The sequence below is a fragment of the Streptomyces pyxinae genome (assembly GCF_024756275.1).
GTDB classification, from domain to species: domain Bacteria; phylum Actinomycetota; class Actinomycetes; order Streptomycetales; family Streptomycetaceae; genus Streptomyces; species Streptomyces pyxinae.
The window spans coordinates 125,325-144,765 of the sequence record NZ_JANUGQ010000013.1; the positions used below are offsets into that span (position 1 = coordinate 125,325).

Here is a 19,441-nt window from a genome sequence, read left to right on the forward strand (position 1 = left end):
ACTTGTCCGGAGTACACGGAGCCAATCCGCTCCGTGACGCCCAGGACCGACGGCTCCCGCGCATCGCGGGGCCGTCGGGCCTGGTGATTTTCGGCGTCACGGGCGATTTGTCGCGCAAGAAGCTGATGCCCGCCGTCTACGACCTCGCCAACCGGGGTCTGCTTCCGCCGGGCTTCTCGCTGATCGGCTTCGCCCGCCGGCAGTGGGAGGACGAGGACTTCGCCGAAGAGGTCTACCAGGCGGTCAAGCAGCACGCGCGGACGCCGTTCCGCGAGGAGGTCTGGCAGCAGCTCAGCCAGGGAATGCGCTTCGTCCAGGGCGACTTCGACGACCACGACGCGTTCGAGACCCTGAAGAAGACGATGGAGGAGCTGGACAAGGCGCAGGGGACGGGCGGCAATTTCGCCTTCTACCTCTCGGTGCCGCCCAAGTTCTTCCCGCTCGTCGTCCAGCAGCTCAAGAAGCACGGGCTGGCCGACCAGAAGGACGGCTCCTGGCGGCGCGCGGTCATCGAGAAGCCGTTCGGCCACGATCTGACCTCCGCCAAGGAGCTCAACGAGATCGTGCACGAGGTCTTCGCCTCGGACCAGGTCTTCCGGATCGACCACTACCTCGGCAAGGAGACCGTCCAGAACATCCTGGCGCTCCGCTTCGCCAACACCCTCTTCGAGCCGATCTGGAACCGGTCCTATGTCGACCACGTCCAGATCACCATGGCCGAGGACATCGGCATCGGCGGCCGGGCCGGGTACTACGACGGCATCGGCGCCGCCCGGGACGTCATCCAGAACCACCTGCTCCAGCTGCTGGCGCTCACCGCCATGGAGGAACCCGCCTCCTTCGACGCGGACGCGCTGGCCTCCGAGAAGACCAAGGTGCTGGGCGCGGTCAAGCTCCCGAAGGACCTGGGCCGGGACACCGTGCGCGCGCAGTACGCGGCCGGCTGGCAGGGCGGCGAGCGGGCCGTCGGCTACCTGGAGGAGGAGGGCATCGACCCGGCCTCCAAGACCGACACCTACGCCGCGGTCAAGCTGGAGATCGACAACCGCCGCTGGGCGGGCGTCCCCTTCTATCTGCGCACCGGCAAGCGGCTGGGCCGCCGGGTCACCGAGATCGCGGTGGTCTTCCAGCGCGCCCCGCACTCGCCCTTCGACCACACCGCCACCGAGGAGCTGGGGCAGAACGCCCTGGTCATCCGGGTGCAGCCGGACGAGGGCGTGACCATGCGGTTCGGTTCCAAGGTGCCCGGCACCTCGATGGAGGTCCGGGACGTCTCGATGGACTTCGCGTACGGCGAGTCCTTCACCGAGTCCAGCCCCGAGGCGTACGAGCGGCTCATCCTCGATGTGCTGCTGGGCGACTCCAACCTCTTCCCGCGCACGGAGGAGGTCGAGCGCTCCTGGGAGATCCTCGACCCGATCGAGGAGTACTGGGACCAGCACGGCAAGCCCGCGCAGTACACGGCGGGCACCTGGGGCCCGGCCGAGGCGGACGAAATGCTCGCACGAGACGGACGGAGCTGGCGCCGGCCATGAAGATCGACCTCACGGACACCACGTCCAGCAAGATCAACAAGGCTCTGGTGCAGGGCCGGCGGGCCCTCGGTACCCCCGCCGTCGGCATGGTGCTCACGCTGGTCATCGTCACCGACGAGGAGAACGCGTACGACGCGCTCAAGGCCTCCAACGAGGCGTCCCGCGAACACCCCTCCCGCACCCTGGTCGTCATCAAGCGGGTCTCCCGCTCCCCGCGCGCCCGTGCCTCCGCCCGGCTGGACGCCGAGGTGCGGGTCGGCGCGGACGCCGGCGCCGGCGAGACGGTGGTGCTGCGGCTGTACGGCGAGGTCACCGACCACGCCCAGTCCGTGGTGCTCCCGCTGCTGCTGCCGGACGCGCCGGTCGTCGTCTGGTGGCCGGTCGCCGGCCCCACCGACCCGGCCAACGACCCGCTGGGGGCGCTCGGCCAGCGCCGGGTGACCGACACCTACGCGGCCGAGCAGCCGGTCGAGGACCTGATCGCCCGCGCCCACGCCTACACCCCGGGCGACACGGATCTGTCCTGGACCCGGATCACCCCCTGGCGCTCCATGCTGGCCGCCGCCCTGGACCAGGTCGAGTGCGAGGTCACCTCGGCCGAGGTGGAGGGCGAGGAGTACAACCCGAGCGTGGAGCTGCTGGCCATGTGGCTGGCCGACCGGCTGAAGGTGACGGTCCGCCGTTCCTCCTCGGCCGGGCCCGGGCTCACCGCGGTACGGCTGGAGACCAGCTGCGGGCCGATCGCCCTGCACCGCCCGGACGCCCTGCTCGCCACGCTCTCCATGCAGGGGCAGCCGGACCGGGCGGTGGCGCTCAAGCGCCGCGACACGGCCGAGCTGATCGCCGAGGAGCTGCGGCGGCTGGACCCGGACGACACCTATGCCTCGGCACTGCGGTACGGCGTGGAGAAGCTGCGCGCCGCCGAGGCGGAGTCCGGAACGGAGGCCGCTCCGGCCGCCGAGGGCGTGGCCTCGCCGCAGGGCGAGCCGACCGCCACCGGCGCCCCGGGCTCCGGTGCCGGCCAGGGCGGGGAGGCGGGCGCCGCGTCCGGCTCCGCGTCCGACGCCGGGTCCGCGTCGGACTCCGACACCGGCTCCGGGTCCGACTCCGCGTCCGGCAAGGGTGCCGGGGGCGCCAAGGGCGGGGCCAAGCCGGCCGAGCGCGGACCCGCCAAGAAGGCCCCGGTCAAGCGGGCGGCGGCCAAGTGAGCGCACCCCGGCTGGTCGTCCACCGCGACAAGGAGCTGATGGCCCGGGCGGCCGCCGCCCGGCTGATCACCGCCGTGGTGGACGCCCAGGCCGCGCGCGGCTCGGCGTCCGTGGTGCTCACCGGCGGGCGCAACGGCAACGGGCTGCTCGCCGCGCTGGGCGCCTCGCCCGCCCGGGACGCGATCGACTGGTCCCGGCTCGACCTCTGGTGGGGCGACGAACGCTTCCTGCCGGAGGGCGACCCGGACCGGAACGACACCCAGGCCCGGGAGGCGCTGCTCGACGCGGTGCCGCTGGACCCGGCCCGGGTGCACCCGATGCCGGTGGCCGGCGGGGCGTACGGCTCCGACGCGGACGCGGCCGCCGCCGCCTACGCCGAGGAACTGGCCGCCGCGGCGGGCCGGTCCGGTGGCAGGGCGGTGCCCGTCTTCGACGTGCTGCTGCTGGGCGTCGGGCCGGACACCCATGTCGCCTCGCTCTTCCCGGGACTGCCGGGGGTGCGGGAGACCGAGCGCCCGGTGGTGGCGGTGCGCGAGGCGCCGAAGCCGCCGCCCACCCGGGTCTCGCTGACCCTTCCGGCGATCCGGACGGCCCGTGAGGTGTGGCTGCTGGCGGCGGGCGAGGACAAGGCGAAGGCCGCGGCGACCGTGCTGGCGGCCACCGAGGACGGCTCCGACGGGGACCCGGCGTCCGCTCCGGCGGCCGGGGCCCGGGGCCGGGAGCGCACGCTCTGGCTGCTGGACGCGGCGGCCGCCGCCGAGCTGCCGGAGTCGCTGTACCGCCCGGCGGCCTCCTCCGGCTGAGGCAAGCCGCACACCCCGGGCTCGGGCCCGGTCCGCCACCCCGGCGGGCCGGGCCCGAGCCGTGTCGGGGGCGGCTCCTGGCGGGGGCGGGGTCCGCTCTCCGCGCGGAGCCGGGTGCCCGAGTCATGTCGGGGGCGGCTCCTGGCGAGGCTGTGATGTCCCTCCCTGCTTCAACACCCGGATTCCGCTGACCGGTTGGCGGCACTGTGCCAGAGTGGTCGCCGTCCGGCGAGGCACCGGACGCACCCCTTCCGAGAGGAGCCGTCATGGCGACGCACGCCACGCAGGACGTCATACCGGTACGCCGGAGGTTCCGGGCCCGGCCCGGTGTACTCGCAGGTCTGGTGGCCTCGGTCGCCGCACTGCTGCTGGCACCGGTCTCCCCCGCGCACGCCGCCGGCCCCTACACCTACGCCATGGCCCAGCACATCGGCTCCCGGCTCACCATCTGCGCCCAGGACCTGGACGTACGGCACTCCCGGGGTGGCGCCGGCTTCAATCAGCTGCACTCCGGCCAGACGTTCACCGTGGAGGGCGTCGACGGCGAGTTCGGCAGCGAGTGGGTGTACGGCTTCGCCTACGGCAATGTGAACGCCCGGGGCTATGTCCAGAACGGCTGGTTCTGCTGACCGGTCCGGCTACCCGCTCGTCCCCGCCCCGGGGCCGGGCTCCAGAAACGGTTCGAGCAGCCCCGGGACGGCCCCGGCGGCGAACTCCAGTCCCTCACCGGTGCCGGCGTCGAAGGCGTGGTACGCCCCCGAGCCGGCCGCCGTGGTGGCGGTCAGGGTGACCAGGCCGGCCCGGCGCTGGAACCAGGACTGCTTGACCACCCAGCCGATCACCCCCTCCCGCCGCAGCGCCACGGTGCTGCGGCGGACGGAGCCGTGCCGGACGACCAGGTAGTCACCGGTCAGGCCGTGGCCCAGGCTCCGGTAGCCGTCCCGGGCAAGCAGCAGCGCCACGGGCACCAGCACCACCGCGCAGCCGCCCGCCACATACAGCAGCACATCGGTGAGGAGCGCGCCGAGCAGGGCCAGGACGGCGACGGGTATCAGCGCCGCGCCCAGTGCCCAGCGCACCCGGCGGGCCCGGGCGGCGGGCGGATGGGCGGTCAGCAGCGCCCCGGTCGGCGGTACGGCCTCCCGCAGCACCCGGGCGGCCACCTGGTCGGCCACCGCCCGGGGCGCGACGGGCAGCAGCGTCTTGTGGTCGGCGTGCTTGTCCTCGTCGTCCTCGGCTATGCCGGTGGCCACGGCGTCCACCCGGGCCGCCCCGCAGAGCCGGGCGCCGAGCGGCTCCACCAGCTCCACCCCGCGCAGCCGGCGCTCCTCCAGCGAGAGCGAGCGGGCGGTGAACAGCCCGCGCCGCACCCGCAGGGTGCCGCCGGGCTCCCGGTCCAGCCGGTAGTTCCACCACATCTCGACCCAGAGGCCCAGCGCCCCGACGACACCGGTCAGCAGGGCGATCGCCGCCAGGGCCAGGACCATCCAGAGCACCGGGGTGTCCCGGAACCGCTCCCCCACCCAGTCGATGACCTCGCTCTGCGCTCCGAACCACTCGCTGACCTGCATCACTCCGCCGGCCGCCGCGCCGCCGAGGACCGGGGCGAGGAAGGAGACCGGCGCGTACCGGATCCAGCGCGGGTCCAGGGCCGCCAGCGTGCCGTCCGGGTGCCCGGCAGGCGCCGGCCCCCGGTCGCGGTCGAGCAGCAGGGCGCGGAGCCGTTCGCCCTCGGCCCGGCCGACCGGCATCAGCTCCAGGGTGGACTCGCCGCCTCCGGTGTGCTCGCCGGTGCCTATCCGCACCTTGACCAGACCGAGCACCCGCAGCAGCGGCGGGGCGACCAGATCGACGGTACGGATGCGCTCCCGGGCCAGCGAGCGCCGCTTGACCAGGAGGATCCCGCTGTGCAGCTCGGCCCGCTCGGGCCCGATCCGGTAGCGGGTGCGGTTCCACCGGACCCGGCCGGCGACGGCCCCGCTCGCCACCGCCAGCGCGAAACCGGCCGGCAGCAGGGCGAGGCCGAGGAGTCGACCGCTCCCGTGTCCCGCCCAGCCGGCGCCGGCCAGGCCCAGCAGCACCGGGAAGCCCGCGCCGGCCGCGACCCCGGCCGTCACCAGGGTGGCGAGCAGGACGGCGCGCGGATGGAGCCGCAGCCAGCCGTCCGGTCCGGGCTCCGCCCCGGCCACCGGCCCGGGCTCGGACACGGGCACAGTCAGGTCACCGCCACCGGCACCGGGGCGCGGCGCCGGGCCGGTCCCGCCGGCGGGGGCGCCCGGAGGGCCGGTGTCGAGGCGGGGAGTGTCCCCGAGTCCGTCCCCGGGGTGCGGCGCGGTCACGTGGCGTCCCCCGGGGTGTCCCGGGTGATCCGGGTCAGCCGCTCGGCCAGGTCGGCGGCGAGCCCGTGGTCGAGGCCGGCGATGCGCACCGCGCCCCGCGCGGAGGCGGTGGTCACCGTGACGGTGGCCAGCCCGAACGCCTGCTGGAGCGGGCCGCGTACGGTGTCCACGGTCTGGATCCGGGACATCGGGGCGATCCGCCATTCCTGCCAGAGCCATCCGGTCCGGACGTACACGGCGTCCTCGGTGACCTCCCAGCGGTGGAACCCGTACCACCAGCGGGGGAAGAGCACTGTGCCGGCCGCACCCAGCACGGCCAGCGCTCCGGCCGGCGGCAGCAGCCAGGACCGGGCGGGCGCGATCAGCGCGCCCAGCACGGCCAGGACCGCCACCGGCCCCAGGAACACCAGCAGCCACTGGGTGCGCCACCAGCGCACCGCCCGGCCGTCCAGCCGGTTGTTCGGCGGTCGCAGCCGCACCGCGTCTCCCCCCGTGGTGGTCATCGCTCAGCGCCCCCGCAGCGTCCGGTAGGCACGGGCCAGGGCGGCGGTCGAGCTGTCCAGCCGCTCCCCCTCGCCGGCCGCGCCCTCGCCCTCGGTCAGGACCGGCTCGATCCGCTTGGCGAGGACCTTGCCCAGCTCGACGCCCCACTGGTCGAAGGAGTCGATGTTCCAGACCGCGCCCTGGACGAAGACCTTGTGCTCGTAGAGCGCGATCAGCTGGCCCAGCACGGAGGGGGTCAGCTCGTCGGCCAGGACGGTGGTGGTGGGGTGGTTGCCCTGGAAGGTCTTGTGCGGCACCAGCTCCTCGGCCACCCCCTCGGCGCGCACCTCGTCGGGCGTCTTGCCGAAGGCCAGCGCCTGGGTCTGGGCGAAGAAGTTCGCCATCAGCAGGTCGTGCTGGGCGACCAGGCCGGGCGCCAGATCGGCCACCGGCTTGGCGAAGCCGATGAAGTCGGCCGGGATGACCTTGGTGCCCTGGTGGATCAACTGGTAGTAGGCGTGCTGCCCATTGGTGCCCGGGGTGCCCCAGACCACCGGCCCGGTCTGCCAGTCGACCGGCTCGCCGTCACGGTCGACCGACTTGCCGTTGGACTCCATGTCCAGCTGCTGGAGGTACGCCGTGAAGCGGCTCAGATAGTGGGAGTACGGCAGCACCGCGTGCGACTGGGCGCCGAAGAAGGAGCCGTACCAGATGCCCAGCAGACCGAGCAGCAGCGGTGCGTTCTCCTCCGGCGGGGCGGTGCGGAAGTGCTCGTCGACCAGGTGGAAGCCGTCGAGCATCTCCCGGAAGCGGTCCGGGCCGATGGCGATCATCAGGGAGAGACCGATGGCGGAGTCGTAGGAATACCGGCCACCGACCCAGTCCCAGAACTCGAACATGTTGGCCGTGTCGATGCCGAAGTCCTTGACCTTCTCCGCGTTGGTGGAGAGGGCCACGAAGTGCTGGGCGACGGCCTCCTGACCGGCCTTCAGCTCACCGAGCAGCCACTCCCGGGCGCTGGTGGCGTTGGTGATGGTCTCGATGGTGGTGAAGGTCTTGGAGGCGACGACGAAGAGCGTCTCGGCGGCGTCCAGGTCGCGGACCGCCTCGTGCAGATCGGCGCCGTCCACATTGGAGACGAAGCGGACGGTCAGATCGCGCCGGGTGTAGGCGCGCAGCGCCTCGTACGCCATCGCCGGCCCCAGATCGGAGCCGCCGATACCGATGTTGACGATGTTGCGGATGGGCTTGCCGGTGTGGCCGGTCCACTCGCCGGAGCGGACCCGCTCGGAGAAGGCGGCCATCTTGTCGAGCACCGCGTGCACCTGGGGCACGACGTTCTCCCCGTCGACCTCGATCACCGCGTCGCGCGGGGCGCGGAGCGCGGTGTGCAGCACCGCCCGGTCCTCGGTGGTGTTGATCTTCTCGCCGCGGAACATCGCGTCCCGCAGCCCGGCCACGTCGGTGGCGGCCGCGAGCTCGCGCAGCAGGGCCAGCGTCTCGTCGGTGACCAGCTGCTTGGAGTAGTCCAGGTACAGGTCACCGACCCGCAGGGTGTACGTGGTGCCGCGCGCCGGGTCCCCGGCGAACAGCTCCCGCAGATGAGTGCTCCCGAGCCGCTCGCGGTGCTCGGCGAGCGCTACCCACTCGGGCCGCTGGTTCAGCCTGGTACGGCCGTCTGCGTTCATCTCGGACATCAGTCCTTTTCTCCTCGGAACTGCCTGCTTGCCCCGCTGCCTCTCCAACCTAAATGATCTGCCCCCACGAGGACGCGACGGCACCTGCCGGGGTTGAGCCCGGCGCGAACTCCCCACCCCCGCACCCGAACCGATGAGCGCCCGCCCGTACGGAAGAGCGGCCCGCAGCGCCGCACCGGGGCACACAGGGGCACGGGAAGCACCCACCGACGACCGTAGGCGGCACCACTGACAATCGCCGCGCGGACGGGTGAGGGGCCCGGCCCCGGGCGGGAACACACGGTTCGCCGGGCCGGGAAACGCACGGGACGGCACGGTTCGACGGCCCCGGAACGGCATCGGGCGACGCGGTCCGACGGACCCGCAACAGCAGGGGAGGCCACGATGCGGCGGGCCCGGGGAGCGCACGCGACGACACGGGGCGCGGGAACGCGAATTGGCGGGCTCTGCCGGTGGAGGTCACCACCGGCGGAGCCCGCCCTTCACGAAAACGAGTGCGCCGCGCTCAGATCTCGCCGCGCAGCTTGGCGAGCGCCTCCGCCAGGATCGCCTCGCCGTCGGCGTCGCTGCGCCGCTCGCGGACGTAGGCGAGATGGGTCTTGTACGGCTCCGTGCGCGGCGGAGCCGGCGGGTTGTCGCGGTCCTGGCCGGCCGGGAAGCCGCACCGGGGGCAGTCCCAGGTGTCCGGGACCTGCGCGTCACTGGCGAAGCTCGGCTGCGTCTCGTGCCCGTTGGAGCACCAGAAGGAGATGCGGAGACGCGGCGCGGACTCGCCCCGCTCCGCCTCGCCCATCGGCCCCGCCCCGACCCGGCTTCCCCGGATCGCGTTGCCACTTGCCACGGTCGTAACTCCCTGCGTGATGGTGCTCGCGGATGCCCCAGTCTACGTACGGCCCAACGCGCGTCCAGTACATGGAGTTACACCCGGCCACGGGACGCGGAGCGGACGGTTCAGCCGTCCAGCTTCATCAGCAGCGCGAGCACGATGATGCAGGCGAGCCAGAGCACGCCGATCACGACGGTGATGCGGTCGAGGTTCCGCTCGGCGACCGAGGAGCCGCCCACGGAGGACTGCATGCCGCCACCGAACATGTCGGAGAGGCCGCCGCCCTTCCCCTTGTGCATCAGCACCAGCAGCATCAGCAGCAGGCTGAAGACGATCAGGGCGATCGAGAACCCCATAACCACGGCTGGACCCTACTTCCTGGACATTCTCGGCTCGGACGGCGCTCGGGTGACGCTCGGACGACGAGGAACCATTTGACACGGACTGCGGAACATACGGGCTGCGGAACCGCCCCGCCGCGGACGGCGGGACCGACCGGTCGCGGACGACCCGGCCCCGGCCCGTACGGACGACGGGGGCCCGGGCTCCCGGCCGGGCGGCGCTGCCGCCCGCCGGCACGGTTGAGCCCCGGCCCCCGCAAGGGTACGACGGATCCGCCCTACCGCATACTCACTGGTCGCGGAAGCGGACGATCTTGACGAACTCGTCGGCGTCCAGCGCCGCGCCGCCCACCAGCGCGCCGTCCACGTCCGGCTGCGCCATGATCGCGGCGACGTTCCCGGACTTCACCGAACCGCCGTACTGGATGCGGACCTTGCCGGCCAGCTCCGGGGAGTACAGCTCGGCCAGCCGGCCGCGGATGGCCCCGCAGACCTCCTGGGCGTCCTCCGGGGTCGCCACCTCGCCGGTGCCGATCGCCCAGACCGGCTCGTACGCGATCACGACCGACTCGGCCTGCTCGGCGGGGACGTCCTTCAGTCCGCCGTCGAGCTGCGCCAGGGTGTGCGCGACCTGGTTGCCCGCCTTGCGGACGTCCAGACCCTCGCCGACGCAGAGGATCGGGGTCAGGCCGTGCTGGTAGGCGGCCTTCACCTTGGCGTTGCAGATCTCGTCCGTCTCGCCGTGGTACTGGCGGCGCTCGGAGTGCCCCACGGCCACGTAGGCGCACTTCAGCTTGGCGAGCATGGCGCCGGAGATCTCACCGGTGTACGCACCGGAGTCGTGCGCCGACAGGTCCTGGGCGCCGTACTTGATCTTGAGCTTGTCGCCCTCCACCACGGTCTGCACGGAGCGCAGATCGGTGAACGGGGCGAGGACCGCGACCTCGACGGCCTCGTAGTCCTTGTCGGTCAGCGCGAAGGTGAGCTTCTGGACGTGGGCGATGGCCTCCAGGTGGTTGAGGTTCATCTTCCAGTTGCCCGCCATCAGCGGGGTACGCGTACTCACAGGTGTTCAGTCCTCCAGTGCGGCGAGGCCCGGAAGCGTCTTGCCCTCGAGGTATTCGAGGCTCGCGCCGCCGCCGGTCGAGATGTGGCCGAAAGCCGACTCGTCGAAGCCCAGGGTCCGGACGGCCGCGGCGGAGTCGCCGCCGCCGACCACCGAGAAGGCGGAGGAGTCGGTGAGCGCCTGGGCGACGGCCTTGGTGCCCTCGGCGTAGTCGGGGTGCTCGAAGACGCCCATCGGACCGTTCCAGAAGACGGTGGCCGCGTCGGCGAGCTTCGAGGCGTACAGCTTGCGGGTCTCCGGACCGATGTCCAGGCCCTCCTGGTCGGCCGGGATGGCGTCGGCGGCGACCGTCGTGGGGTTGGCCGGGGCCTTGGTCTTCAGGTCCGGGAAGTCGGCCGAGACCAGCACGTCGACGGGGAGCAGGAACTCCACGCCGCGCTCCTTGGCGCGCTCCAGGTACTCCAGCACGGTCGGGATCTGGTCCTCCTGGAGGAGGGAGATGCCGACCTCGTGGCCCTGGGCCTTGAGGAAGGTGTACGCCATGCCGCCGCCCACCAGGATGCGGTCGGCCCTGTCCAGGAGCTGGTCGATGACGCCCAGCTTGTCGGAGACCTTGGCGCCGCCGAGCACCACGGCGTACGGCCGCTTGACGTCCTCGGTGAGGCGCTTGAGGACGCCGACCTCGGTGGTGATCAGGTAGCCGGCGTAGCTCGGCAGCAGCCGCGGCAGGTCGTGGACCGAGGCGTGCGCCCGGTGCACGGCGCCGAAGCCGTCACCGACGTACACGTCCGCGAGGGCGGCGAGCCGGGCGGCGAACTCGGCGCGCTCGGCGTCGTCCTTGGAGGTCTCGCCGGGGTTGAAGCGGAGGTTCTCCAGCACGGCGACCTGGCCGCGCCCGAGACCGGCCACGGCGGCGTGCGCCTCGGAACCGATGGTGTCCCCGGCGAAGGAGACCGGGGCACCGAGCAGTTCACCGAGGCGGGAGGCGGCGAACCGGAGGGTGAACGCCGGGTCCGGGGCACCCTTGGGGCGGCCCAGGTGCGAGGCCACCACGACCTTGGCGCCGGCCTCGATCAGTGCCTTCACGGTCGGCAGGACGGCACGGATGCGGCCGTCGTCGGTGATGGCGCCGTTCTCCATGGGCACGTTGAGGTCGGCGCGGACGAATACCCGCTTGTCCTCCACGCCTTGGGCGAGCAGTTCGTCGATCGTCTTCATCAGTGTGAGACTCCTTGGGGACCTTGGGGAAGCGTGGGAGGCCGAGGCAGGCGACAGGGCTCGGGCCGCGCGTCGCGTCGCGCGGCCCGAGCCCTGTGCTCACATCGAGGTGCCTGCCCTGGTGATCAGAGCCGGCCGCCGACGAAGACGGTGAGGTCCACGAGGCGGTTGGAGTAGCCCCACTCGTTGTCGTACCAGCCGACGATCTTCACCTGCTTGCCCTGGGCCATGGTCAGGGAGGAGTCGAAGGTGCAGGAGGCCGGCCAGTTGACGATGTCCGAGGAGACGAGCGGGTCCTCGGTGTAGTCGAGGATGCCCTTCAGCTGGCCCTCGGCGGCCTTCTGGAAGGCGGTGTTGATCTCGTCGCGGGTGACCTCGCGGTCGAGCTCGACGACGAGGTCGGTGACCGAGCCGGTCGGGACCGGGACGCGCATGGCGATGCCGTCCAGCTTGCCCTTGAGCTGCGGGAGGACCAGGGCGGTGGCCTTGGCGGCACCGGTCGAGGTCGGGATGATGTTCTCCGCGGCGGCACGGGCGCGGCGCAGGTCCTTGTGCGGGAAGTCCAGGATGCGCTGGTCGTTGGTGTACGCGTGCACCGTCGTCATCAGGCCCTTGACGATGCCGAAGTTCTCGTCGAGCACCTTGGCCATCGGCGCCACGCAGTTGGTGGTGCAGGAGGCGTTGGAGATGACGTGGTGCTGGTCGGCGTCGTACTTCTCCTGGTTGACGCCCATCACGATGGTGATGTCCTCGTCCTTGGCCGGGGCCGAGATGAGGACCTTCTTCGCGCCACCGGCGATGTGCTTCTCGGCGTCGGCCTTCTTGGTGAAGATGCCGGTCGACTCGATGACGATGTCGACGCCCAGCTCACCCCACGGGATGTCGGCCGGGTCGCGCTCGGAGAGCACCTTGATGGTGTGACCGTCGACGGTGATGGTGTCTTCGGTGTGGGTCACCTCGGCCTTGAGGCGGCCCAGGATCGTGTCGTACTTCAGCAGGTGCGCCGTGGTGGCGGTGTCACCCAGGTCGTTGACAGCCACGATCTCGATGTCCGCGCCCTGCTCCAGCAGTGCGCGGAAGTAGTTGCGACCGATGCGGCCGAAGCCGTTGATTCCTACGCGGATCGTCACGAACCGATCTCCTCGTTGGTACGCCGGCCCAAGGTGCCGGCGAGCTGTATTAGGGATGTCCCCGACCGCTTACGACCCTACCTCCCCGGCGGGGCGCGAGTGACATCGAGCGCATCCGCACGACCTTGCGCTCCGTGACTACCAGCGGGTATGGGCCGGGCACCCGTCCGGCGGTCGCGCCGGGCCCGGCGGAGCGGTACCGGAGGACCGCCCGGGCGGGAGCGGGGGGCTGCCGGGAGGCGGCGGGATCACATCCCCGTCCCTACCCCGGCCACCGCCCCCGCAGTCCCTTGCGGCGGATACCGTCCGTCACCCCCGGCGCGGTCGGCCGGTACCCGTCGGTCGCGCCCGGGGCCCACCGCGCGCGACCCCGGGGTTCCGCTCTCCGGAACCCGTGCGGGCAGGGGTGGTTGGCGGGATCCCCGGGGCTGCCGCACGGCGCCGGGCCCGGGTCGCCCGGCCGCGTCGATGCCCCGGCGCACGGAGGCGAATCCCCCGGCGCGCGAAGGCGAACGGGGCGCGCGGCGGCGGAGCGGACGCCCGCCCCGCATCCCGGCCGCCGTCCGACCGGCGCCCCGGGGCCACGGGCCGGGGCGGGACACGCCGGAGGCCCGCGACGAGGCGCCGGGCCCCGGCGGGGGGCAAGGTCATGAGCCGGGACCGAGGAGGGAGCCGGGGCCCGGGACCAGGACGACGAGGCGCCGGGACCAGGGGCTACGGGGCCGGGGCCCGGGACCAGAAGCTGGGACGACGGGGGGCCGGGGTCGGCCGGGAGTAGGCCCGGCGGGGGCCCGGGCCCGGGTGTCGGCCGGGGACCAGAGCCGACGAGGGGCCGGGCCCTGGTCGCAAACCGGGACCGACGGGAAGCCGGAGCCGGGACCACGAGCCGGAGTCGGCGGGGAGCCGGTACCGGGAACGGCGAGGGGCCGGGGCCGTCGGGAAGCCGGGGCCCGGGACCAGGGACCAGGGACCAGGCGCCGGTACCCGGCCGGGGACCAGAGCCGAGGGAGCCTGGAACCGGGACCGACGAAGGGTGAGGGCCGGGACCGGGAACCAGGACGACGCGGTAGCGGGCCCGGCGAGGAGCCGGGGCCCGGGGCCGTGGGGCCGGCGGGGGCCCGGGGCCATGGACCGGGTAAGGGTCTGGGACCCGGCGGGGGCCCGGGCCCGGCCGGGGGCGAGGTCCGGTGGGGGGCCGGGTCCGGCGGGGCTCGGGTCAGCCGACCAGGCCGTCGGCCATTTCCTCGGTGAGGTTGGACTCGGTGCCCGGGATGCCCAGGTCCTGGGCCCGCTTGTCGGCCATGGCGAGGAGACGGCGGATACGGCCGGCCACCGCGTCCTTGGTGAGCGGCGGGTCCGCGAGGGCACCCAGCTCCTCCAGGGACGCCTGCTTGTGCTCCATGCGCAGCCGGCCGGCCGCCGCGAGGTGCTCGGGCACCTCCTCGCCCAGGATCTCCAGGGCGCGCTGCACCCGGGCGCCCGCGGCGACCGCGGCCCGGGCCGAGCGGCGGAGGTTGGCGTCGTCGAAGTTGGCCAGCCGGTTGGCGGTGGCCCGGACCTCGCGGCGCATCCGGCGCTCCTCCCAGGCGAGCACCGACTCGTGCGCCCCGAGCCGGGTCAGCAGGGCGCCGATCGCGTCCCCGTCCCGTACCACCACCCGGTCCACGCCCCGTACCTCACGGGCCTTGGCGGCGATGGAGAGCCGGCGGGCGGCGCCCACCAGGGCGAGCGCCGCCTCCGGGCCGGGGCAGGTCACCTCCAGCGAGGAGGAACGGCCGGGCTCGGTCAGCGAGCCGTGCGCCAGGAACGCGCCGCGCCAGGCGGCCTCGGCATCGCAGGTCGCCCCCGAGACGACCTGCGGCGGCAGCCCGCGGATGGGCCGGCCCCGGCCGTCGACCAGGCCGGTCTGGCGGGCGAGCTGGTCACCGCCGGCCACCACCCGGACCACGAAGCGCGAGCCCCGGCGCAGCCCGCCGGGGGCCATCACGATCAGCTCCGAGGCGTGGCCGAAGATCTCCGCGATGTCCCGCTTCAGCCGCCGGGCGGCCATCGCCGTGTCCAGCTCCGCCTCGATCACGATCCGGCCGCTCACCAGGTGCAGACCGCCGGCGAACCGCAGGATCGACGAGACCTCGGCCTTTCTGCAGCAGGTCCGGGTGACGGGAAGCCGGGAGATCTCGTCCTTCACCGCTGCCGTCATCGCCATGGGCCGATCCTTCCATGCATCCGAAAAATACGGTCGTACGCGGCGGCCAGCAGCTCCGGGTCGTGCCTGGGCGAGCCGTCCTTCCTCGCCACGGGGGCCAGCTCGACCGCGGCTCCGAGCCGCTTGGCGGCGTCGGCGAGCGACTCGCGGTCGGGCACGGCGGCCTCATCGGCCAGCACCACGTCCAGGGCGAGTTTAGGGGCGTGTCGTCCCAAAACCTCCACATGACGCTGCGGAGAGAAGCCCGGGGTTTCGCCGGGCTGGGGCGCGAGGTTGAGCGAGAGCACCCGGCGCGCCCTGGTCTCCACCAGCGCGTCCAGCAGTTCCGGCACCAGCAGGTGCGGGATCACCGAGGAGAACCAGGACCCCGGCCCCAGCACCACCCAGTCGGCGTCCAGCACCGCCGCCACCGCCTCGGGCACGGCGGGCGGGTCGTTCGGCACCAGGTGCACCGACTGCACCTCGCCCGGGGTGAGCGCCACGGTCGCCTGCCCCCGGACGGTGTCCACGTCACCCGGGCGGGCCGGGTCGTGCCCCCGGACCAGCGCCTGGAGCTCCAGCGGCACGGCGGACATGGGCAGCACCCGGCCGTGCGCGCCCAGCAGCTTCCCCACCAGGTCCAGCGCCTGCACATGGTCGCCGAGCTGCTCCCAGAGCGCGACGATCAGCAGATTGCCGACCGCGTGCTCGTGCAGCTCGCCCCGGGACTGGAAGCGGTGCTGGATGACCCGGGCCCAGGTCTGCCCCCAGTCGTCGTCGCCGCAGAGCGCGGCCAGCGCCTTGCGGAGATCGCCGGGCGGCAACACGCCCAGTTCCTCGCGGAGCCGCCCGCTGGAGCCGCCGTCGTCGGCGACCGTCACCACGGCCGTCAGGTCGCCGGTGATCCGGCGCAGGGCCGCCAGCGAGGCGGAGAGGCCCATGCCGCCGCCGAGCGCGACCACCTTGGGCTGGGTGCCGCGCCGGCGGAGCGTCCGGACCGCGAGGGTGCCCGTCCGGCGGCGGTAGGGCCTCACTCGCGCCCCATGTCCCGGTGGACGACGACGGTCTCGACTCCCTCGGAGGCGAGCCGGGCGGCCAGCTTCTCGGACATGGCGACGGAGCGGTGCTTGCCGCCGGTGCAGCCGACCGCGATGGTGACGTACCGCTTGCCCTCGCGGCGGTAGCCGGCGGCGATCAGCTGGAGCAGCTCGGTGTACCGGTCGAGGAACTCCTTGGCACCCGGCTGGTTGAAGACATAGCCGGAGACCTCCTCGTTGAGCCCGGTGAACGGGCGCAGCTCCGGCACCCAGTGCGGGTTGGGCAGGAACCGGCAGTCGACCACCAGGTCGGAGTCGACCGGCAGGCCGTACTTGTAGCCGAACGACATGACCGTGGCGCGCAGCTCGGGCTCGGCGTCGCCGGCGAACTGGGCGTCCATCTTGGCGCGCAGCTCGTGGACGTTGAGGCTGGAGGTGTCGATCACCAGGTCGGCGTCGCCGCGCAGCTCGCGCAGCAGGTCGCGCTCGGCCGCGATGCCGTCGGTGATCCGGCCGTCGCCCTGGAGGGGGTGCGGGCGGCGCACCGATTCGAACCGGCGGACCAGGGCGTCGTCCGAGGACTCCAGGAAAACGATCCGCCGGGTGACCTTGCGGGCCTCCAGGTCCGCGAGCGACTCACGGAGGTTGTCGAAGAACTGGCGGCCGCGCACGTCGACCACGACGGCGATCCGGGCCACATTGCCCTGCGAGCGGGCGCCCAGCTCCACCATGGTGGGGATCAGCGCGGGCGGCAGGTTGTCCACGACGAACCAGCCGAGGTCCTCCAGACACTTGGCGGCGGTGCTGCGGCCGGCGCCGGACATGCCGGAGATGATCACCAGCTCCGGAATGGCCGCCCCCGCCGGTTCGCCGGCCTCGATCGTCGTGCCCGTACTCACGTGTGCTGCTCCGTCTTCTCGGTCTTCTCGGTGTCGTTCCGCCCGGCCGGGCGGTGTCTGCGCCGTCTTCCGTTCTTGCGGCGTCCGCGCCGTTTGCGGTGTCCACGCCGTTTGCGGTGTCCACGCCGTTTGCGGGTTCTTCGGTGTTCGCGCTGTGGCCGGATCCGGTGTGCGCGGCGCGTCCGGTGCGTCCGGCGATTCCGGCAGCCGTTCGTGTCCTGTCATGGGTGTGCCCCCGTCATGTGCGGTTTTCCCGTCGCAGGTAGCCGTTCCCCGTCGGACGCGACTCCTCCCGCCGAGCCGGCGGTGAGTCCGCCCGCCGGGTCAGCCGCGGGTCTCCCCGCCGGTTCCGGTGTCCCCGCCGTCTTCGTACTCAATGATCTCTCCGGTCGCGGTGTTCACCGCGGGGGCGGCCGGAGCGGCCGCGAGCAGGGCCGCCGCCACCGCCTCGGCGGTCTTCCGGCCCATGCCCGGCACCTCGCAGATCTGCTCGATCGTCGCCTGCCGGAGCCGCTTGACCGAGCCGAAATGCTTGATGAGCGCCTGCTTACGGGCGTCCCCGAGGCCGCGTACATCGTCCAGCGGACTGGTCCGGACGCGCTTGCTCCGTTTGCTCCGCTGGTAGCGGATGGCGAAGTCGTGCGCGGTGTCCCGGACCCGCTGGAGCAGATACAGGCCCTCGCTGGAACGGGGCAGGACGACCGGGTCGTCGTCGTCCGGCAGCCAGACCTCCTCCAGCCGCTTGGCGAGGCCGCAGACGGCGATGTCGTCGATGCCCAGCTCGTCCAGGGCGCGCCGGGCCGCCGCCACCTGGGGCTGTCCGCCGTCGACCACCACCAGCTGCGGCGGATAGGCGAACTTCCTGGGCCGGCCGTCGTCCTCGGTGAGGGTCACCGGCGCCGCGTCACCGTCCGCCGCGTCCTCCGCCACCGGTCCGCCGGCCGCCGCGCCGGTGCCGCCGGGACCGGGCACGTCCGGTGCCGGCGAGCCGGCCGGTACGGACCCGCCGTCCCGGGCCTCGTCCGGGGCCGGGGCGCCGGCCGGTACGGACCCGCCGTCCGGCGCCGGGACGCCGTCCGCCGGCTCGGCGGTCCACTCGCCGGTCCGCTCCTTCTCGGCGAGATACCGCTTGAAGCGCCGGCTGATCACCTCATGCATCGAGCGGACGTCGTCCTGGCCCTCGAAGCCCCTGATCTGGAACCGGCGGTACTCGCTCTTCCGGGGCAGCCCGTCCTCGAAGACCACCATGGAGGCGACCACGTCCTCGCCCTGGAGGTGGGAGATGTCGAAGCACTCGATGCGCAGCGGGGCCGCGTCCAGGCCGAGCGCCTCCGCGATCTCCTCCAGGGCGCGGGACCGGGTGGTGAGGTCGCTGGCCCGCTTGGTCTTGTGCAGCACCAGGGCCTGCTGGGCGTTGCGGCCCACGGTGGTCATCAGGTCCTTCTTGTCGCCGCGCTGCGGAACGCGCAGGGACACCTGGGAGCCGCGCCGGCCGCTGAGCCACTGGCTGACGGCCTCCTGGTCCTCCGGGAGCGCCGGGACCAGGACCTCCTTGGGCACCGCGTCGCCGGACTCCTCGCCGTACAGCTGCTGGAGCGCGTGCTCGACCAGGCCCGCCGTGTCCACGGCCTCCACCTTGTCGGTGACCCAGCCGCGCTGGCCGCGCACCCGGCCGCCCCGGACGTGGAAGATCTGGACGGCGGCCTCCAGCTCGTCCTCCGCGACGGCGATCAGGTCGGCGTCGGTGGCGTCGGCGAGCACGACGGCGCTCTTCTCCATGGCGCGCTTGAGGGCGCCTATGTCGTCCCGGAGCCGGCCCGCCTTCTCGTACTCCAGGTCCTCGGCCGCCACCATCATGTCCTTCTCCAGGCGGCGGATGTAGGTGCCGGTGCGGCCGGTCATGAAGTCGCAGAACTCCTCGGCCAGTTCCCGGTGCTCCCCGGGGCTCACCCGGCCCACGCAGGGCGCCGAGCACTTGCCGATGTACCCGAGCAGACAGGGACGGCCGGTGCGCTCGGCGTTCTTGAAAACCCCGGCCGAGCAGGTGCGCACCGGGAAGACCCGGAGCAGCAGATCGACCGTCTCCCGGATGGCCCAGGCGTGGCTGTACGGGCCGAAGTACCGCACGCCCTTCTTCTTCTGGCCGCGCAGCACCTGGACCCGGGGGAACTCCTCGTCGAGGGTGACGGCGAGATACGGGTAGCTCTTGTCGTCCCGGTACTTGACGTTGAACCGGGGGTCGTACTCCTTGATCCAGGAGTACTCCAGCTGGAGCGCCTCGACCTCGGTGGAGACCACGGTCCACTCGACCGAGGCGGCCGTGGTGACCATGGTGCGGGTGCGCGGGTGGAGTCCGGCGAGATCCTGGAAGTAGTTGGCGAGCCGCTGACGCAGCGACTTCGCCTTCCCCACGTAGATCACCCGGCGGTGCTCGTCACGGAACCGGTAGACCCCCGGCGAGTCGGGGATCTGTCCCGGCTTGGGGCGGTAGCTGGAGGGGTCTGCCATGCCTCACACCCTACTGGCGGCCACCGACACCCCGGCCGCCCGCCGGTCCCGGCCGCCCGCCGGTCCCGGGCGGTCGCCGGCTCCGGGGGGCGCCGGGAACGGCGGTGGAGCACCTCCGCCGGGGCGGGGGTGCTCCACGAGGGTGTTCACCGGGTCCGGGCGTTCA

General features: G+C 73.0%; 16 protein-coding genes. 4 read left to right on the top strand and 12 right to left on the bottom strand.

Translation table 11 applies throughout. The features are described 5' to 3' along the window. The first annotated feature begins 2 nt into the window (after nt 1–2). The 4 genes from zwf (at nt 3) to NX801_RS17045 (ending at nt 4,175) form a co-directional block, all read left to right on the top strand. The gene (gene zwf / locus NX801_RS17030) at nt 3–1,535 is read left to right on the top strand and encodes a glucose-6-phosphate dehydrogenase (RefSeq protein WP_258788587.1); all 1,533 of its coding nucleotides are present in this window, start codon (nt 3–5) and stop codon (nt 1,533–1,535) included. Next, nucleotides 1,532–2,743 carry a glucose-6-phosphate dehydrogenase assembly protein OpcA gene (gene opcA / locus NX801_RS17035; protein WP_258788588.1) on the top strand — a complete coding sequence of 404 codons (1,212 nt, stop codon included), beginning with the start codon at nt 1,532–1,534 and terminating at the stop codon, nt 2,741–2,743. Before zwf ends, opcA begins: the two co-directional genes overlap by 4 nt. Next, a complete protein-coding gene (gene pgl / locus NX801_RS17040; protein WP_258788589.1) occupies nt 2,740–3,546 on the top strand; it encodes a 6-phosphogluconolactonase in 807 nt (268 codons plus the stop codon). The genes opcA and pgl overlap by 4 nt, the downstream gene beginning before the upstream one ends. A 266-nt stretch (nt 3,547–3,812) precedes the next feature. Continuing rightward, nucleotides 3,813–4,175 (top strand): hypothetical protein, encoded by a 363-nt coding sequence (locus NX801_RS17045; RefSeq protein ID WP_258788590.1) that lies wholly within the window; start codon nt 3,813–3,815, stop codon nt 4,173–4,175. Between the two features lie 9 nt (nt 4,176–4,184). Here NX801_RS17045 and NX801_RS17050 read toward each other — a convergent pair whose 3' ends face one another. The 12 genes from NX801_RS17050 to uvrC form a co-directional block, all read right to left on the bottom strand. Further along, nucleotides 4,185–5,753: a PH domain-containing protein gene (locus NX801_RS17050; RefSeq protein ID WP_428986165.1), complete on the bottom strand. Its 1,569-nt coding sequence runs from the start codon at nt 5,751–5,753 to the stop codon at nt 4,185–4,187. 128 nt (nt 5,754–5,881) lie between these two features. Then, entirely contained in the window at nt 5,882–6,388 is a 507-nt protein-coding gene (locus tag NX801_RS17055; RefSeq protein WP_258788591.1) for a PH domain-containing protein, read from the bottom strand. A gap of 3 nt (nt 6,389–6,391) precedes the next feature. Beyond that, nucleotides 6,392–8,056, bottom strand: coding sequence for a glucose-6-phosphate isomerase (pgi, locus tag NX801_RS17060; RefSeq protein ID WP_258788649.1), 1,665 nt, complete (start codon nt 8,054–8,056; stop codon nt 6,392–6,394). A 514-nt stretch (nt 8,057–8,570) separates the two neighbouring features. Beyond that, on the bottom strand, nt 8,571–8,906 hold the full coding sequence (locus NX801_RS17065) for an RNA polymerase-binding protein RbpA (RefSeq protein WP_010352468.1): 336 nt from the start codon (nt 8,904–8,906) through the stop codon (nt 8,571–8,573). 110 nt (nt 8,907–9,016) lie between these two features. After that, nucleotides 9,017–9,247, bottom strand: coding sequence for a preprotein translocase subunit SecG (gene secG / locus NX801_RS17070; RefSeq protein ID WP_258788650.1), 231 nt, complete (start codon nt 9,245–9,247; stop codon nt 9,017–9,019). Nucleotides 9,248–9,521: 274 nt separating this feature from the next. Continuing rightward, complete coding sequence (gene tpiA, locus NX801_RS17075; protein WP_258788592.1) at nt 9,522–10,298, bottom strand: triose-phosphate isomerase; 777 nt, start codon at nt 10,296–10,298, stop codon at nt 9,522–9,524. A gap of 6 nt (nt 10,299–10,304) precedes the next feature. Next, nucleotides 10,305–11,516 (bottom strand): phosphoglycerate kinase, encoded by a 1,212-nt coding sequence (locus tag NX801_RS17080; RefSeq protein WP_258788593.1) that lies wholly within the window; start codon nt 11,514–11,516, stop codon nt 10,305–10,307. A 125-nt stretch (nt 11,517–11,641) separates the two neighbouring features. After that, on the bottom strand, nt 11,642–12,646 hold the full coding sequence (gene gap, locus NX801_RS17085) for a type I glyceraldehyde-3-phosphate dehydrogenase (protein WP_258788594.1): 1,005 nt from the start codon (nt 12,644–12,646) through the stop codon (nt 11,642–11,644). A gap of 1,216 nt (nt 12,647–13,862) precedes the next feature. After that, nucleotides 13,863–14,852 (bottom strand): DNA-binding protein WhiA, encoded by a 990-nt coding sequence (gene whiA, locus NX801_RS17090; RefSeq protein ID WP_031130047.1) that lies wholly within the window; start codon nt 14,850–14,852, stop codon nt 13,863–13,865. After that, nucleotides 14,843–15,865: a gluconeogenesis factor YvcK family protein gene (locus tag NX801_RS17095; RefSeq protein WP_258788595.1), complete on the bottom strand. Its 1,023-nt coding sequence runs from the start codon at nt 15,863–15,865 to the stop codon at nt 14,843–14,845. The genes whiA and NX801_RS17095 overlap by 10 nt, the downstream gene beginning before the upstream one ends. After that, on the bottom strand, nt 15,862–16,992 hold the full coding sequence (gene rapZ / locus NX801_RS17100; RefSeq protein WP_258788596.1) for an RNase adapter RapZ: 1,131 nt from the start codon (nt 16,990–16,992) through the stop codon (nt 15,862–15,864). The genes NX801_RS17095 and rapZ overlap by 4 nt, the downstream gene beginning before the upstream one ends. 99 nt (nt 16,993–17,091) lie before the next feature. Next, a complete protein-coding gene (gene uvrC, locus NX801_RS17105; protein ID WP_258788597.1) occupies nt 17,092–19,275 on the bottom strand; it encodes an excinuclease ABC subunit UvrC in 2,184 nt (727 codons plus the stop codon). Nucleotides 19,276–19,441: the final 166 nt, after the last annotated feature.